This window comes from Acinetobacter sp. GN11 (assembly GCF_054823985.1).
The window spans coordinates 1-17,374 of sequence record NZ_JRVL01000081.1; the positions used below are offsets into that span (position 1 = coordinate 1).

The window sequence follows — 17,374 nt, forward strand, 5'->3', positions numbered from 1 at the left end:
ATCAGAACTTTTATAATCATTGTTTAGAAGTAAATAAAATTGAGAATATAAAAAAGCCCTGTAGTCTCTCCCAAAACTACAAGGCTTAGCGGCTGTAAGTTTCCTCTTTATACACCTACGTCATTGTAAGTTCGCAGTCTCTCGACTTAAGCTATTATTATTGTGCGATTTTGCCCGACATTCCTTGCCAAGCTCTTTGTGCGTTTATAATCTCAAAAACGTGGGGTGTACTCTAGCAGCAAATATCTCGAATCTATGTAAGCTTTTTCTTACAAGGGTGAAAATATTAAGTTTGGCTTAACGAACTAACCGATTAACTTTCTGAACTAAACCACTTTTCCGTGTCGTACGAACTGTAAAAGACTGTAGTAAAGCTTCGGGATGAACCAAAAGACTTACTACTTTTTTAGCGCGTGTAATCGCAGTGTAAATAAGCTCTTGGCTTAATAAATTCTTTGCAGCCTGATCTAGAACGACAGCAGTGTGTGTAAATTCAGACCCTTGCGATTTATGAATCGTTAAAGCGAATGCACTTTGAATACTTTTAGGTAATCGATTTGCAGCGACCCATTTATTCAAACTTGGAAAATATACTTCAAACTGCTGAGGCTGAGTTCTATGTTCAAAACACAAACCAATGTCACCATTTGAAATACCAAGTTGATAGTCGTTATAAGTCATCATTACCGGACGGCCGACATACCATCCCCCAGCGGTAACTATTGATAACTGTTGCTGTATCCAACGCTGCGCATATTGATTTAACTGCTGCAACCCAAATGGACCATGACGAACAGCCGTTAAAATGCGGTAGTCATCAAATGCTTTTACTACGTTTTGGACCTGTTCAATCGAGCGTTCATCTTTTAAATAATTTTTTAGGCTTTTTACATATCCTTGGAAACCGAGCATGAGCTTCTGATAATAAATTTCAACTTCTGCGTGATTCCCTTCTGGCAAATACTCAAGCTGAACCACATCTGGCATGTCACTTTGTAAAACTATAGGCTTTAATTCAGCAACCTCAACAATATCAATTTCAAACCGCTGCAAAACCTGCTCATGATTGATCTGACTGGTTTGCATTTGAATAAAACGTGCCACCTGCCCAATTAACGCCCCTTCCGCAAAACGGCGACTGGTTTGTAATTGTACTCTGTTGTCAGCCAATGCCTGTATTTGTTGCAAGTCAGCAAGTACTGCACCTACATCAACGGAAGCGAGCTGATTTGCATCTCCTAATAAAATAATTCGACAAGACTCTGGCACAGCCTCAAATAGAAGAGTAGCCAGATTTAAATCCAGCATGGAAGCCTCATCCACAACAATCACGTCATAAGGAAGTGGCTGTTTTTGATTAAACCGTGGTGTTTGGCTATGTCCCATCCCCAATAATCGGTGAATTGTTTGTGTTCCTTGATTCCTTAGTTCTTCACTCACTAATCCAGACTCAAGCAATTTAGGGTCATTAAACGAGTTCTGTAAGGCCTCTTGCATGCGCTGTGCGGCTTTACCTGTTGGAGCAGCCATCGCCACACGAATATTCGGAATTGCTTGGCTAAGCACTGCAATAATACGTGCAAGCGTGTAGGTCTTACCCGTACCTGGCCCACCCGTAATAATACTCAGGCTCTGCCGAGCAACCATTTGTAAAGCTGCCTGTTGATGCGGGTCTGTGAGGAGGCTTATATAGTCTTCACAAGATACTGGTTGAATTAATTGTTGCTTTAATCGACAAATTTGTTCTGCAAGTCGTTGCTCTAGGTGCCAATATCGGTATAATGCCAACCCCTGCTCATCATAGACGCATGGGGCAACATTTGAGGTTGCTTGATCGGCAGATATAGCAAGCTGACCAAGTGCTGCAATTTGCTCAGAACTGACATCGATACAGCTATCGCCTTGTAAGCTCGCTTCAATAAGCTGCTGCAAGTAAGAAGTGGCTTCTGGCACTTGTGATTGCTCAGTAAATGGAGCCTGATTTAAGAAGTTACTCCACGTTGTTAACCAGCTTAAATCGGATTGTTCAGAGCTATTTATATTGTCCACACACTTATCCACCTAGTTTTCCACACGCTTGTCCACATGGTTGTAGACAGGTTTATCCACATGCCAAATATTTGTTAATATTAAAATTACATACTTTATCAGCATTTTTCATGCAATTTTATCCTCAGCAAAATACCCTAAAATGGCATCAAGACGCAGAATAAACTCAATGCTAGGCTGCCAGTAATAATAGCCCTGCTCAGCTTCACCATTCATGCCACGTAAATAAAGATAAGTTGCCCCGCCCAAGTGTTGCTCAATTTGGTAATCCTGCATTTTGACTTGCAAATAGCGATGTAATGCAACGAGATATAGACCTGCCTGTAGCCAATAACTTGCTAAAGACATACTTTGAGCAATGCTATCGCTACGATAATCTGCAAGATCATCCCCTAAATAATTACTTTTATAATCGGCAATGTGGTAACGCTGCCCATCAAAATAAACCAAATCGATAGAACCATTGAGATAGCGTGCCGAACGAGCTTCAAGTAATTCAGGCATATTCAAACCATACTCAGCAAAGAGTTGCTGAACACGTGTCATCGCTAGAACCCGATCTGACAAAGCCAAATAAAAAGGAAATTCTGACAAATGCTGTTCTTGTTGGAGCTGATTTAGTCGAAAACCTTGATAAAGCGGTGTTCGCAAGACATCTTTCAGCCACTCTGCAACTGACTGGTAAAGCAGATTCTCAGCATCTTCTTGCTCTGGGAAGCTCTCTATATATTTATTAAGTAAATCTTGCCAAAGACTACTATAATCATTTTTAAAACGACGACGTATTTCACTTACCCAGTCATCTGAACATTGAAAATCGATATGCTCAAATATTTCATGTAGGAAATTACCAGCAAGCGTTCCTCGAGGGAAATTGCTCTTGATCCAATCAATCGGCTGAGCACTGATTACTTCAGCAGTGTTGATTAAGTCCAACTCATCTTCTGCCAATACAGCATCATTGCTCTGACTCGCCAATAAATCTGTGCCAGCCTTATGTTTTAAATGCTGTGCCAAGTAACTGAAACTGGTTTTCCCTCTTGAATAAAAACGTTGTTCAGGAAACCGTTGTGCTTGTATTTCAATAATACTTGTTTGTTTGGCTAAATGAATTGCCTGTGGAATCTGCTCCAAAACCATTTCATCCGTGCAGCAACGGTGTTGAAAAGGCTCAGTCCTATTTTTCCAAAACGCGAGGCCTGATACTGATTTACCGTCTATATCTTGTAAAAGTGCATAGACGCGGTGACTTGCTCGCGTTAAAGCGACATACCAAAGGCGATTCTGTTCAGCAAGCGCTCGTTCTTCGTGTTGCTTAAGTTCAACTTCATTCAAATAAGTTTTATCAGCAATCGCAACTACACGTTGAGTCAAGGTCTGGCTTGAGTCTGGTTGAACTACATCTTGTGTCGAAAAATTCAGAGTTTTGTTATTTTCTCGAAAGGGCTTGTCTGCACCTAATAAGAAAACAATCTTAAATTCCAGTCCTTTTGACTGGTGAATTGTCATGAGCTGAACACCAGCTTCACTCGACAATTTACGTTCTAACTCCCAATCACGATCAAGAGGAGAACCCAACTGTTTAAGATACCAGTGATAGAGGTTTTGCGCGCCTGAGTATTTCTCACTGTGCTGACTCAAAATTTCAGTTAAATGACGCAAGTTCACCACAACCCGTTCATTATCTTTACTTTGGGCAGCGACCAAATTTTGCCATATATCAAATTGGATGAGACATTGCTGCCACGCTACTAAAAAGCCTTGAGCGGACCACAACTCTCTAATGCTATCAAAACCAGTCATAAACTGGCTTAACCCTTCGGCTGTCTGCTCAAGCTGTAAGAGTTGTTTTAAATCCATGGCAAATAGACGGCTAATTAAAGCTCGCTTCACTTTTGCCTCATCGTAAGGATGAAGTATAGCAGTCAACAAAGCACCAACATCTTGAGCAATCGTGCAATCGAAAACACTTCGTTTTGATGGCCTGTTAACCCGAATTCCTAAACGCTCTAGCTCAAATTGAACTTTATCAAGCCCATCATGATTACGAGACAATACCGCAATATCATCTTCATTTAAGGTTTGGGTCTGAGCATCTTTTTGAAAATATAGTTGTCCAGCATGTGACTGGTTGAGTAGATCTCGAATCTTCCAAGCAACTTGCTGAGTCTCTGTTTCTTTATCTTTGAGCAGGAGCCAGCGTAAAGGATGAGGATTATGATTGTTCTGCTCAATCAGTACTGGATGAGGCCGAGTTCCTGCTCGAATTGGGTCATATTGAACCTCTTCGCCGAAATCAATTTGTCGTTGAAATAAGGCATCGACCACTTCAACCAGATCAGCAACGGAACGATGGTTATGAATTAACTTATATTCGCGGCCGTGTTTAGCTTGAATATCTTTATAGGCATTTAAGAAGGTGAGCATATCCCCTCCACGAAAACCGTAAATTGCCTGTTTTCGGTCACCCACCATAATCATGCAGCCTTTTTGATAACGCTGCGGATGGCGCCAAATACTGGCGAGCATGTCGTCTTGATCTTGGTTAGTGTCCTGAAACTCATCGACCAAAATTAAGGGATAGCGCGCCTGAACAAATACTGCAAAACGTTGCCCCTGCTCGCCCTTTAAAGCATCAGACAGTGTACGGATTTGCTGAGAAAAGGTCGTTTCGCCTTTATTTTGTAAAACCTGCGGTAGTCGTTTTTTAACTTCGACACACAAATAAGCCTTCAAATAAATATGAAGCTGGTCGAACTGTTCGGCGTAGTTTTTCAATACACCAAAGAGTTGCTGGATCTGCTGAACTGTAGTGTGCTGATAAAACCCATCCGAAACTTCTGCCGGACATTTTTTAAAAACTTTCTGATCAGCAATTTGACCTAAAAACTTAAAAACAAGCTCACGCTGTGCTGATAGCGACCCATCAAAAACTAAAATACTGTCGCTTTGCGTTAAAACTTGCAGTAGCTGCGGTAAACATTCACTAAATAGTTTATTAAAAGCGCCGTTTCGAAATACCGTACCGCTCACATGCTTATAGTGTTCGCCATCGAGCTGGTAATAGTGCTCTAAAAGGCTTAAGTCAATTTCTGTGGCTAACTGTTTGAGCTGTGCAAGTTGTTCAAACTGAATGGTAGGTTTTTCGGGAAGTTTAAAATGAGCAGAACTAAAATTAAGTGAGTCTTCGACGAGTTTGACAAAACTATCAACACTCTTAAGTTCACCTGCCAGATACAAAGCATCAATTACAGTTTGAGGCTGAGACTGTATCCATTCACGTAGTACATCATGAATGAGTTGCCGGCTATAGGTTTTGGCATCATCGGTAATTTGAGCGCGTTCAATTTTGCCACTCTCAAAGGCAAACTCACGTAATAGTTTTTGGCTGAAGCTATCGAGTGTCCCTACAAATAGCTCATCGAACTGATCTATAACTAATTTTAAACGCTCACACGCATAGGCAATACGCGTCGCAAAGCTTTTTAAAATATGTTGGAGTAACAAATCAGGCTCTTGCTCGGCCTGCATAAGTAATTCATGTTCTGTAAAACTGCGTTTAGCATCTAAATAACGATACGTTTCAACCAAGCGGGCACGAATACGGCTTTTTAACTCGGCAGCGGCAGCACGGGTAAACGTGGTCGCAATCACTTGTCGAGGCAAGTACTTTTCAAGAAAAATACGGACCATCAAGCTCGATAAAGTATAAGTTTTTCCTGTACCTGCTGAAGCTTCAATTAAGTGTAATCCACTAAAATCAATATCAATAATAGGTTGATAAGACACCTGTACTCTTGAGTTCATGTCTTACTCCGAATGTTGAAATTGAAAAACTGGATGATACAAATCATACGCAAACTCATCACAAGCATGTTGAAGTAAAGCTTGTGCATCTTGTTCTTGTAAAATAAAGCTCCAATCTTTGTGCAACTTGCAAGCCTCATTTTGAGTCATATCCATCGTGGTAAATGACCCTGTTTCATTCCAGTATTTTAACAGCTCAGCATAGCTCTTCTCATCCAGTTTTGCTTTTTCTGCCTGATTTGTTGTTTCCCACTGATATGCTTTGGCTTTTTCTAATGGTTTTAATAATAAGGCTGCTGGTAGAACCAAGGGTTGTTGCTGTGCATGATGCCAGATTTTAAACCATGGTTGTAAATATTGCCGAGCCTGTTCAGAACTTACTCCACTACAAATCACGGTTTGATCGCTAAAAACTACAATACGGCGTTTTTCAGCTCCTGCACTTCCCTCATTAAGATAAGCTAACCAGAGTAGGTATTCTAACCAGACTTTCGCACGTCTTTTTGCCCGAGCGCTTGAAGGCTCCATACTGACCCAATCCTGATTTTCAGACTTTGGAACAGTAATATTCATATGAAGCTGTTTGGCAATTCGCCAAACTCGCTGGGTCGTTTCAGTTACCGCTGGCGCATAATGGTGAAGGCGTTCAAGCAAGCATTCTTGTTCAAAAACACCTTGTTGCCATGCGCTATATTTGACTTTGCCTACAGGCAATTGATCAATTAATACCTCAGGTTGTGCTTGTTGATCAGATTGCTGTAAAAAATGTCGAATTGCATAACGCCCTAAACCATCTAGTAACAAGGGTTCATTTTGGTCGAGCAGTCCGACACTTCCTAAGTTTTCGACACCCAAAGTTTTCAAATATAGTCGTGCGGGGAATGTCACATCCTGTATCCATTGCTGGCTATCTAAAACCAACATATCAGGGGCTTGTAGCGGATAGGTTGTATTTGCCCAAGGTTGACGGTTTCCTGAGACTTGCTGAATTTGTGAAGCAACCTTAAACCAATGATCTTGATAACGAACGACACTTTTTTCTACAGTAAAACCTTTCGGATCGAAGGGCTGTAAATGATGGAGGTGATACAGTTGTTTTAACTGAGCTGGAATCTCAATCCCTTCAACAACTACATTTTCAGGTACATCGTCTTCGGCTTTTACAATCAAAGCAAGGTGTTCACGGAACTCTTGAAGAATACTGGAAGGTTCCCTCACCTCACCATCATTCACATCAAATCCGTTATAAAACAGCCATAAATTTTCTTGGGCTAATAATAATGCATCTAAAAAAGCACCCTGATCATCTTCAAGACGAGAACGGTCTCCTAACTGTTGGCGCAATGCATCCATTAAATCAAATGGAACATGTGTATCACGGTTTGGGAATTGCCCTGCATCAAGATTTAACATCACCATTAAGCGATAAGGGAGCGGCCGAATATGTCCAATTTGAGCAAAGGTAATCTGCCCAGTCGGTTCCGCTTGTGCACTTTGGCTTTCTAAGGTCCGTTGAATTTCTTCAATAATATAAGGTAGAGGCAACGTAATTTTGCGCAAAGTTCCTGTTTCTGTCTCTGCGTAATAGCTTGCGAGCGTCAACATTCGCTCTTGTTTTTTTACGATTTCCCGAACAGCTTTTAAAGCAGCAATCCCAACCTGCTCAAATTCGACAATATCTTTACCCAACACTTGGAGCCAATATTCAACTGTATAAACTTGCCCCTGTTCATGCAAAGTTAACCAATCACGGCGCTCATTCAAATCTTGATAAATCTGAATGAGTGTACCCACCAATTCAAAATCACCTGGTTGAACTTTGGCATAACTCAGCACCTGATTAAATGTCGCATGCACAGGTACAGCAATGCCAAGAGCCAATCGCTCTAAAGCAAATTTAAAGCTATATCGGTAATCATCATCACCTTCACACAAACTGCGCTTGAGATGCTCTGCATCTAGCCCTCGTTTAAACCCTGCATCGGCCAGTAAATTTAAAATTCGTTCAACCTGAACATATTCAAGTTCGTATCGTTGCTGAGTCGCATGCAAGCTTAACCAGTCAGCAAAATCATCAAAGCTAAAACGTCCTTGCATTAGCTGAATACGCCCAATCACAGCACGCCATGCATTCAGTGCATCGAGCGATGCAACACCTGAAATTTTCACTGGTAAATGCACACCCTGCTCTGTGGCAGTGGCGGGAAATACACTCCGAATTAAAGGTTCTATGTCAGCCAAATTAGGAACTAAAACTAAAATATCATTTGGACGACGCGGCTGCTCATGTGCTTTGGCCAACCAACCAATCAATTGCTCTTTTAATACTTCAAGCTGACGTAAAGTAGAATGGCAAACATGGATCTGAATAGAGTCATCGTCTGAAGCAAGCTCATATTGCTTAGCTTGGGGTTCCACCAAATGCAAGATATCGGACTGAACTTTACCGAGTAAACTTTCAGGGAAATCATCCACAAAAGCATCTACCCATTTACCCTCTTCACCCGTAGATAAATTTGATAATAGTGAAAAGTGGTCGCGGGCTTGTTTACCCAATCTCGTTAAAAGCGGATGTCTGGACTCTCGCGCTTCAGCATTAAAATTAAGTGTGAATTTATTAAAGAAATCGCTAATTTCAGTATCAGTTGCCTTCGGATTTTTCGCAATAAAGCGCTCTTTCACCCCTAAGTCATACCGCTGTTTCCACAGTGGATCGACACTATCTGCCCAATATTCTTGTGAAGGATTATAGTGCAAAATTAGTACATCAATATATTGCCCTAAACGACGTAAGAACTGTAATTGGCTTGGCGGTAAATCCAATAATGTAAAGATCACTACCTGATGAGGTAAGCTTGAAATAGCGCGCTTACCGCGATCTGGATGTTCGATTTCTTGCCAAAACAACGCATCAATTTGCTGCATCTGTAAAAAGTCATCATGAAAATGTTGCTGCCACAACCACCGCTGCCAACGTTCTAGCTCTTGAGTTTGATGCAATACAAAAGCAGTCACTTCTTCATCTTTTTGCACAATATATTTTTCAATATCGAGCGCTCGCCCTTGCCCCCAAGCAGCCAACCAGTTTTCCGGACACGTACAGCTATTTTCACAACCACGCTGGCATTGCCCACGATAAATCATATAGTTGCTAAATAGGTCGGCAACCTGCTCAGCCACCCAATACAGCATTTTCTGTTTTTTTAATTGTTTATCTATACCTTGCTCAAGTCGGTCTGCGCTGTCATAAATGCGCTGAACAATAGAATGGAGAGGATGTGAGGTATCTATGCTAATTGCATCAGGTTGTATAAATTCATACAAAGCCTGATGAACCCGCCATTTAAAAATTAAACGTGGAATGTTCGCTTTACGGACCTGTTCTTTATGGGCAGTTAAAACTTGCTGATAGGCATACCACTGGAAACCTCGTACCCGTTGATGAAACTGGTAATTGGCACTCATGCCTTGCTGTTCTGCAAGTTTCTGTATTAGCCACTGCTCAACCGCAGGACTTGGAACAACAAAATGCTGTGTTTTCAAAACCTGTAACGGATGCGTTGAAGTTTGCGAGGTAGACGCTAATACACCTTGCAACAACACATCAATACGTTGACTTTGAATAACATGAATCCCCATTTATTTCATATCCTGCTTGCATAATTTATGCACAAAATCATAAACATTCATTACTATACAACTGAATCTGACTATGTCACGTTGGTTTAAACACAGCATAATTTAACTTTAGGTGTCACTTACACTTGGTTTGAATGACGCCATCAAGAAACTTACACAGGTAGACATTATGAAAATTGATAACATTCCTGACTATATTGATCCTAGCCTAAATCTGGAAAAAATTCGCGATGAGTGTCATGACCTCATCAAAAAAAGAGCTTACGTCTCAGCAGGAGCGGCAATTGTACCCATTCCTTTTTTAGACGTGGTGATAGATTTGGGAATTTTGTCGTACCTTATTCCAGATATCAATTCCCGTTTTGGTTTAGCACCTGAACACGTGAGTGTCTATGATCCAAAAACCAAAACAATTCATTGGGATGAATTACGCAAACGCGGTTTTGAATTTTCAGGCTTTGTGGTCGCACGGACTACCGTTAAAAAAACATTTAATGGCTTTTTTGGCAAAATCGTAACAAAGCAGGTGACTAAATTTATACCGCTAGGCGGACAAATTGTAGCAGCAAGTTTAGGCTATTTCATGATGAAAAAAATAGCAGAAACTCACATGCATGACAGTTACAATCTTGCAAAACGTATTCAGCAAAAAGATCGTAGCACCATTGTAAATTAATGCATGCGTTATGGCTGAGAGCTTAATCTGCTCTCAGCTGTTTTAAAACCGCCCTTAATACTTCTAAACGTGCCGTATATTTATCATCAGTTGCAACAACATACCAAGGTGCGTAGTCGGTACTGGTTCTCTCAAACATATCTGCAGCTGCTTTTAAATAATCATCCCACTTATCACGATTACGCCAATCTTCTGCGGTAATTTTAAAACGTTTATGCGGTGTCTCTTCTCTGGCTTTAAAACGTTGTTCTTGCTCATCTTTGCTAATTGCCAGCCAAATTTTCACTACAATCGTTTGACTATCAAATAAATCTTTTTCAAAACGATTTATTTCATCATAGGCACGCTGCCACTCTAAAGGCGAAGCAAAACCTTCAACACGTTCAACGAGCACTCGCCCATACCAAGTCCGATCAAAGATCGTGATTTTTTCAGCCTCATTAATACGGTTCCAGAAACGCCATAAATAAGGATGTCGTGCCTCGTACCGTTCAGGAGCGCCAATACAATGAATATCATATTCGCGCGGGTCTAAGTTTTTAACAATTCGCTTAATTGCTCCACCTTTACCGGCAGCATCCATTCCCTCAAAAGCAATGACGACATTTCGTTTATCGAAACGCATGGCATCAGCAATTTTTTTGCTTAATTTATCGAGCTCTTTTTTATATTCGGCTTTATCAAGTGGTTCATTAGAAGGTTTTAATAAACTCTCTGGAATTTTAGCCTGCTGCCATTTTCCTTTAACTTCGGTTTCATGATCAGGAAGTTGGCGCATGTGTTGTAAAAGGTACTGAGCAAAAAACTGATCACGCTGGTTTTCATCTTCACCATCAATAATGTACCAATCGTCGGTAAAGCGACGGCGTAACTTTTGCAAAGTGTCATATTGTTTTTTATTACGCCAGTCTAAGCCGTGAAGCTTATGCCAGTGTTGCTCAGACGGGTCAATTTTGTCTAACCGTTTTTGTAGTGATTTCCATGGAAGATCGAACCAGACTTTAACCACATCGACATAGTTATTTTTCAAATCTTGCTCAAATGCCCGCATATTTTCTACGTAAGCATCAAATCGCGCCTCATCTAAAGGTTCAGATACATGCGTTGCTGTGACGAGCAAATCGCTATACCAATTGCCAAACATCACCACAATTTGACCTTCGGTAGGAATAAAACCCGAATAAGATTGCCAAAATGCTTCTGTATCTGTGAGCACACGTGGCGCATCTGCTTTTACTCGCAAATATCTAGGGTCTAACCACTCGCGAAGCTGCTTAACCGCTTCCCCTTTACCTGCCAGCTCAATACCACTCATTAAAATCAGCGTGCTTTTAGCATTGGGCTTTCCCCGACTTTCTTTTAACGCATATTGGGCTTCAATCAAGTCAACTGAAAGCAGTTCTTCATCTCGAATTTCAAATTTTGGTTGTTGTTCACTCATAGTCCAAGGCTCTAATATTTTATTGTTTAATTTCGATGATCTTTAACTTATGCGGTTAAATGATGAATTGCTATACAAATTATGTCATTGCGACAAAATTCCATCTAAAAATTGACGCATGAATCATTTTTTTTACATCTTCTCGCCATAGTACAAGGTTACAATGCCTTTTATGATTTTTTGCAAATAGCCCAATATTAGAGCCTTAAATGTCTAAACTCGCTGCTTTTGATGAACTTTTACAACAATATAAAACATTTAATTATCACGACAATCCAGTGCTTGCCCAGCGTTTGCAAGATGTACAAACATGGCTAAAAGAGCGGATGAAAGATACGCATCACGACTTTTTTAATCTGCCTGAACACAAACTCATGTCAGAGTATTTTTTAAATCGTTTATATGGTGGTCCAGAGTTTGATGCTCTTGCAGCTCAAATTGAACGCTTATTGAAATATGCTCATAAAGCAGAAAAAGTATTGCCTGAAAATGCAATTAAAACTGGAACTAAATCGGTAAGTTTGGCTGTGCTTGCCACTCAGCTTGATGAACAAGTAGCGATACAGCTTCTTGAGGATTATCCAGCAGATACAGTGTTAACCGATGAGATTATGCGTTTAACGCTAACCAAACTTGATCAGGCAGAAGCGCGTTATCAACAACTTGCTCTTCTTGATGATTTAGGCGCAGCACTAGATAAATATATGCGCTCATTTATGATGTTTACGGCTTTTAAAATGTGTAAAGGTATTGCCCAAAAATATCATTTCGAATTGATGTATGATTTTATCCAAGATGGTTTTAGCGCAATGAAACCGTTAAAATCAGCCGAGAACTTTATCAAGACTTTTACTGAAAAAGAACGCCAGATTATTGAAAATGTACATTCAGGGCATCCGAATCCGTTTAGAGTGTGATAAGGTCGGCACAGAGAAAAAATCAACCTTACGAAGTTGAGATTTTATTCATTATATTTGCATGATGATGCCTGTAAAAATAGACAAAATCTGTCATCATGCAGAACTTATTCCGTTTCACTTGAGTTTGAGTCTAGGAGAGACAATATGTCTAACGAAAACCAAAAGCCAACATCTCCAACTGAGCAGGCACAAAGTTCAGACAAAGTTAGCCCATTCCTAAGCTCACCTTTACCGCAAGGTACCCCTCAAGGGCAACAACAAACTTTACAACAAACCCTAACTGATACACCGGTTAACGGTTCTGTACCAAAATATAATTTACCACGTGGTGCTAGCAATACTGGCAACGTGGGAGAAACCACACACTTTGGTTTCTCGACTGTTAAAACTGAAGATAAAGCTCAAAAAGTTGCAGAAGTATTCCACTCGGTTGCAAGTAAATATGACTTGATGAATGACTTAATGTCATTTGGTATTCACCGTCTATGGAAACGCTTCGCAATTAACATGTCTGGCGTACGCCGTGGTCAACACGTATTGGATATTGCGGGTGGTACAGGCGACTTAGCAAAAGTATTCAGCCGTGAAGTTGGTCCTCAAGGTCATGTCGTTCTTTCAGACATTAACGAATCTATGCTCAATGTGGGCCGTGACCGTCTAATTGACGCAGGCTGTACAAATGTTGACTTCGTACTTGCCAATGCAGAAACATTAGAACCTTTTGCAGATAACAGCTTTGATCTACTCACCATTAGTTTTGGCCTACGTAACGTGACTGATAAAGATGCAGCGCTTGCATCTATGTTCCGTGTGTTGAAGCCAGGTGGTCGTTTACTTATTCTTGAGTTTTCTAAGCCTGTATTTGAGCCATTTTCAAAACTTTATGACCTCTATTCATTCACTGCGTTACCAATTATGGGTAAGTTGGTTGCCAATGATTCAGAAAGTTATAAATATTTGGCTGAATCAATTCGTATGCATCCAGACCAACGTACCTTAAAAGGTATGATGGAAAATGCTGGCTTCCAGAACTGTGACTATCACAACCTTACTGCTGGTATCGTTGCCGTTCACCGTGGCTTTAAACTGTAAGGGATAACGATATGTGGTCGATTCTGGCACTCGGTGCAGTCGAACGTATCATTCATCATCTGATCGATCTGGATGCGGTTACGCGCATTCAGCTTAATCAGTTACAGGGCAAAATGTTGCGTGTTGTGATTGATAGCCCGCAACTTTCTGTCGATGTATTCTTTGACCAAGAAAAAGTACGTCTTGAACCTACTGCAACAGGGCACAGTGAAAAGCCTTCTATTTTTGAACAACGCCCTTTTGATGCGCAATTCAAAATTTCTGAAGCAACAGCAACTTTGCATGTTAAAGATGTCGTCGAACTGATTAAATTATTGGTCAGCGATCCAGATCAGATTGGCAATATTCCATTGCAAGGTGACTACCACCTACTACAAGATATTCAAAAGATTATGCAGCAAGCTGAACCAGATTTAGCTGCGCACTTATCAAGATGGGTAGGTCCTCAACTCGCCCACGAAATTGGCAAGATTCAACTTGCACCAAAACATTTAAAACGCTCTCTTCAAAGTCATCTATTTTTTGCAGAAGATGCATTAAAAGAAGATAGCGGTCTATTTGCCCCTCGTTGGGAAATGGATGATTTAACTCAAGCAACTCGCAAGCTTAATCAAGACATTGACCGTCTAGAAGCAAGATTGCAGCAACTCAACACACAACTACAACCCTCTCAATACTAGGTAAGACTGTATATGATTCCGCACGTTTCACGGTTACTCGAACTTTGGCGTATTGCAGCGCACTATAGACTCGATACGTTGTTCCCTGCGGATGAATTACCAGTTAAAGCTCAACGTGCATTAAGTGTTATTAAAATGCACCCAGCTGCATGGTCTAGTCGCGAACGTAAAAATCCTTTAAAGCTCAAAGAAGCTTTAGAAGAGATGGGGCCGCTCGCAATTAAGCTTGGACAATTACTGTCAACTCGACGTGATTTGATTCCACCTGAAATACTTGCTCAATTGGTCTTACTTCAAGATCAGGTAAAACCGTTTGATATCAATGTTGCCAAACAACGTATACAAGAATCGTTAAAAGCTGACGTAAATACCTTGTTTGCACGATTTGATGACCAGCCATTAGCAGCTGCTTCAATTGCACAAGTTCATACTGCTGCTTTACACGATGGTCGAGAAGTTGTTGTTAAAGTGACTCGCCCCGACATTCGCAACCAAATTTTGCAAGACTTTGAGATTTTGGCATGGTTAGGCAACACACTAGAAAGTCGCCTTGAAGCTGCTCGTGCCTTACATCTCTCTGAAATTATTCAAGACTACCGCCAGATTATCTTAAATGAGCTGGACTTGAGTATCGAAGCAGATAACACTCGTCGTATGCGCCATTATTTTACTGGCTCAACCATGATGTATGTGCCTGAAGTCTACATGGACACCAAAGATGTCATGGTGGCAGAGCGTATTACAGGTGTTCCTATTTCAGATACGGCGACTTTCGACCGTCTAGGCATGGACCGTGCACAACTTGCAGAAAAAGGATTAACCATTTTCTTTACGCAAGTATTCCGCGATAACTTTTTCCATGCCGACATGCACCCCGGCAATGTCTTTGTAGAAACAATTAACCCAAGCAATCCACGCTTTATTGCACTCGACTGTGCAATTATGGGCGAGTTGTCTAAGCATGACCAGATGACCATTGCCCGCATGTTGCTTGCTGTAATGAACAGCAACTTTATGCAGCTCATTCAAATTGTGCATCAAGCTGGCTGGATTCCACCGGGTACAGACCAAGATGCGCTATCGCGTGAAATGCGTCGCACCGTTGGTCCAATGGTATCTAAACCAATGGATCAACTTGATTTTGCTGGCATCTTGATTCAAGTGATGGATATTGCCCGTCGATTCCATTTAGAGATTCCACCACAACTCATGTTGTTGTTAAAGACTTTAGTGCATGTCGAAGGCCTAGGGACCGATCTTTACCCGCAGCTCGACATCTGGAAATTGGCAAAACCAATTTTGACTGAATGGGTCAAGGCCAACATGAATCCAGTCAAAAATATAAAAGAGTTAGGACAGCAACTACCTGACCTGCTTTTAGGTGCTCAAGATTTCCCAAGCTTAATTGTCGATAGTTTAAATGGTTTAAAAAATCAGTCTGCTTGGCAAGACCGTCAGTTACGCGAAATGCAGCAACTTCGTTTGCAAATGGAACATCAACAACGCCGCAGCTGGATGTTCGGCAGTAGCATGCTAATTTTACTTACCATCGCGATTATTAGTCCTTGGTTTGTTTCTATTATTTTAATTGTGCTAAGCAGTTTATTGGCTCTTTGGCGTATATTGAAATAACTTCTAAATCCCTTGTAAGTGCAAGGGATTTTTTTATGGCTAACTTTAATTTTTAAAAAATATAGATCGCTTATTCGTTCATTGCTAAATTAGCGCTCATAAATGCTTGAAAAGAACAAACAATGAAAACACCTCATTTTGCCATTATTGGTGCAGGTACTGCAGGTTTAGCCACTGCGATTTTGCTCGCCCGTGAAGGTAATAACGTTACTATTTTTGAACAAGTTGATGAGTTATCTCCAGTAGGTGCAGGTTTATTACTACAACCTGCGGGCTTAGCAGTATTTGAACATTTAGGTGTGCTCGATAAGGCTCTAACATTAGGAGCCACAGTAACGGGGCTAGAGGGGCAACTTCCCAACAAGCGTCTTTTAGTTAACAGTCACTATCATGAAGCTTCAACAAATCTTTATGGTTTAGGTATTCACCGTTCTACTTTATGTCATGTTCTCACCCAAAAACTTAGTGAATATTCAAGCCAGATTACTTGGCGCATGAACCATTCTGTTGAAAGCTTTGAAGAACATAATGATGAAGTTCGACTATTCGGAATTCATCAAAGTCAAAAGTTTGATGCTCGTTTTGATGCCGTACTTATTGCCAACGGTGCGCGTAGCCAATTACGCCCCAAAGCATGGGTAAAGGTTGACCAAGCCTACCCTTGGGGTGCGGCGTGGAGTATCGTACCTGAGTGCCAAGTACTCGATTCTGAAATTCTGCATCAATTTTATGATCGCTCGAAGATTATGATGGGAATTCTTCCTACAGGAGCGATTCCAACAGAACCTAAGCAGCGCCTTTCAAGTATCTTCTGGAGTTTACCTACTCCACAATTACAAAGCTTCTTGCAAGATGAGCAAGCTAAACAAACTTGGTTAAAGCAAGTGTCAGAGCGTTGGCCCAAAGTTGCAGAATGGCTAAAAGAGATTTTATATGACAGTCAAACGCAACCTAAATGGCTATCTGCAAACTACCGTGATGTAGTTATGACTCAATTTGGTCAAGGCAGAATTGGTGTGATTGGAGATGCAGCTCATGCAATGAGTCCACAGTTGGGGCAAGGTGCAAATATGGCTTTATTGGACGCTTGGGCTTTTTCCCAGTCATTGCAACAAGCCAAGAAGAACCAGAATATTGACTGGCCCCTGCTCTGGCAGCATTACCACCAGCTTCGGCGCTCATCCACCCAGTTTTATCAATTTTTTAGTCGCCTATTAACGCCCCTTTATCAATCTGACCATTGGTGGGCTGGAGGCTTAAGAGATCTTGTTTTTCCTTGGATGTATCAAATTCCTTATTTTCGAAAGGAAATGGCAATCACGATTTCGGGCTTAAAGACTGGTCCATTCCAGCAAATTGATTATGATCAAATCGCACAAGCACCTAAAGAAAGCCGTGCGTTTCATTTAAAAAGTGAATCTTTGTCTGACTATTAACC

At 41.0% G+C, this 17,374-nt stretch carries 10 protein-coding genes; 6 read left to right on the forward strand and 4 right to left on the reverse strand.

Annotated elements, in window-relative coordinates:
• Window positions 1-297 precede the first annotated feature (297 nt).
• From recD to NL42_RS08805, 3 genes are all read right to left on the reverse strand, one after another.
• Entirely contained in the window at window positions 298-2,049 is a 1,752-nt protein-coding gene (gene recD, locus NL42_RS08795) for an exodeoxyribonuclease V subunit alpha (protein WP_461312480.1), read from the reverse strand.
• A 108-nt stretch (window positions 2,050-2,157) separates the two neighbouring features.
• Window positions 2,158-5,856, reverse strand: a complete 3,699-nt coding sequence (locus NL42_RS08800; protein ID WP_461312481.1) for a UvrD-helicase domain-containing protein — start codon at window positions 5,854-5,856, stop codon at window positions 2,158-2,160.
• Window positions 5,857-5,859: 3 nt separating this feature from the next.
• Window positions 5,860-9,495, reverse strand: a complete 3,636-nt coding sequence (locus NL42_RS08805) for an exodeoxyribonuclease V subunit gamma (protein ID WP_461312482.1) — start codon at window positions 9,493-9,495, stop codon at window positions 5,860-5,862.
• Between the two features lie 169 nt (window positions 9,496-9,664).
• Between NL42_RS08805 and NL42_RS08810 the strand changes: the two genes are divergently transcribed.
• Window positions 9,665-10,171, forward strand: a complete 507-nt coding sequence (locus tag NL42_RS08810; protein ID WP_461312483.1) for a hypothetical protein — start codon at window positions 9,665-9,667, stop codon at window positions 10,169-10,171.
• A 22-nt stretch (window positions 10,172-10,193) separates the two neighbouring features.
• On the opposite strand, the gene pap is transcribed toward NL42_RS08810, so the two are convergent.
• Window positions 10,194-11,612, reverse strand: a complete 1,419-nt coding sequence (pap, locus tag NL42_RS08815) for a polyphosphate:AMP phosphotransferase (RefSeq protein WP_461312484.1) — start codon at window positions 11,610-11,612, stop codon at window positions 10,194-10,196.
• 209 nt (window positions 11,613-11,821) lie between these two features.
• Here pap and NL42_RS08820 point away from each other — a divergent pair, with 209 nt between their 5' ends.
• From NL42_RS08820 to NL42_RS08840, 5 genes are all read left to right on the forward strand, one after another.
• Window positions 11,822-12,529: an FFLEELY motif protein gene (locus tag NL42_RS08820; RefSeq protein WP_461312485.1), complete on the forward strand. Its 708-nt coding sequence runs from the start codon at window positions 11,822-11,824 to the stop codon at window positions 12,527-12,529.
• Window positions 12,530-12,676: 147 nt separating this feature from the next.
• A complete protein-coding gene (gene ubiE, locus NL42_RS08825; RefSeq protein ID WP_016139421.1) occupies window positions 12,677-13,624 on the forward strand; it encodes a bifunctional demethylmenaquinone methyltransferase/2-methoxy-6-polyprenyl-1,4-benzoquinol methylase UbiE in 948 nt (315 codons plus the stop codon).
• Window positions 13,625-13,635: 11 nt separating this feature from the next.
• Window positions 13,636-14,304, forward strand: coding sequence for a ubiquinone biosynthesis accessory factor UbiJ (locus NL42_RS08830; RefSeq protein ID WP_461312486.1), 669 nt, complete (start codon window positions 13,636-13,638; stop codon window positions 14,302-14,304).
• A gap of 12 nt (window positions 14,305-14,316) precedes the next feature.
• A complete protein-coding gene (locus NL42_RS08835) occupies window positions 14,317-15,936 on the forward strand; it encodes an ABC1 kinase family protein (RefSeq protein ID WP_461312487.1) in 1,620 nt (539 codons plus the stop codon).
• A 122-nt stretch (window positions 15,937-16,058) separates the two neighbouring features.
• The gene (locus NL42_RS08840) at window positions 16,059-17,372 is read left to right on the forward strand and encodes an FAD-dependent oxidoreductase (RefSeq protein ID WP_461312488.1); all 1,314 of its coding nucleotides are present in this window, start codon (window positions 16,059-16,061) and stop codon (window positions 17,370-17,372) included.
• Window positions 17,373-17,374 lie beyond the last annotated feature (2 nt).

Bases quoted from the DNA above. Each gene is read 5' to 3' on its own strand.
- NL42_RS08800 (WP_461312481.1), bottom strand. From the start codon at position 5,856: ATGAACTCAAGAGTACAGGTGTCTTATCAACCTATTATTGATATTGAT.
- NL42_RS08805 (WP_461312482.1), bottom strand. From the start codon at position 9,495: ATGGGGATTCATGTTATTCAAAGTCAACGTATTGATGTGTTGTTGCAA.
- NL42_RS08810 (WP_461312483.1), top strand. From the start codon at position 9,665: ATGAAAATTGATAACATTCCTGACTATATTGATCCTAGCCTAAATCTG.
- pap (WP_461312484.1), bottom strand. From the start codon at position 11,612: ATGAGTGAACAACAACCAAAATTTGAAATTCGAGATGAAGAACTGCTT.
- NL42_RS08820 (WP_461312485.1), top strand. From the start codon at position 11,822: ATGTCTAAACTCGCTGCTTTTGATGAACTTTTACAACAATATAAAACA.
- ubiE (WP_016139421.1), top strand. From the start codon at position 12,677: ATGTCTAACGAAAACCAAAAGCCAACATCTCCAACTGAGCAGGCACAA.
- NL42_RS08830 (WP_461312486.1), top strand. From the start codon at position 13,636: ATGTGGTCGATTCTGGCACTCGGTGCAGTCGAACGTATCATTCATCAT.
- NL42_RS08835 (WP_461312487.1), top strand. From the start codon at position 14,317: ATGATTCCGCACGTTTCACGGTTACTCGAACTTTGGCGTATTGCAGCG.
- NL42_RS08840 (WP_461312488.1), top strand. From the start codon at position 16,059: ATGAAAACACCTCATTTTGCCATTATTGGTGCAGGTACTGCAGGTTTA.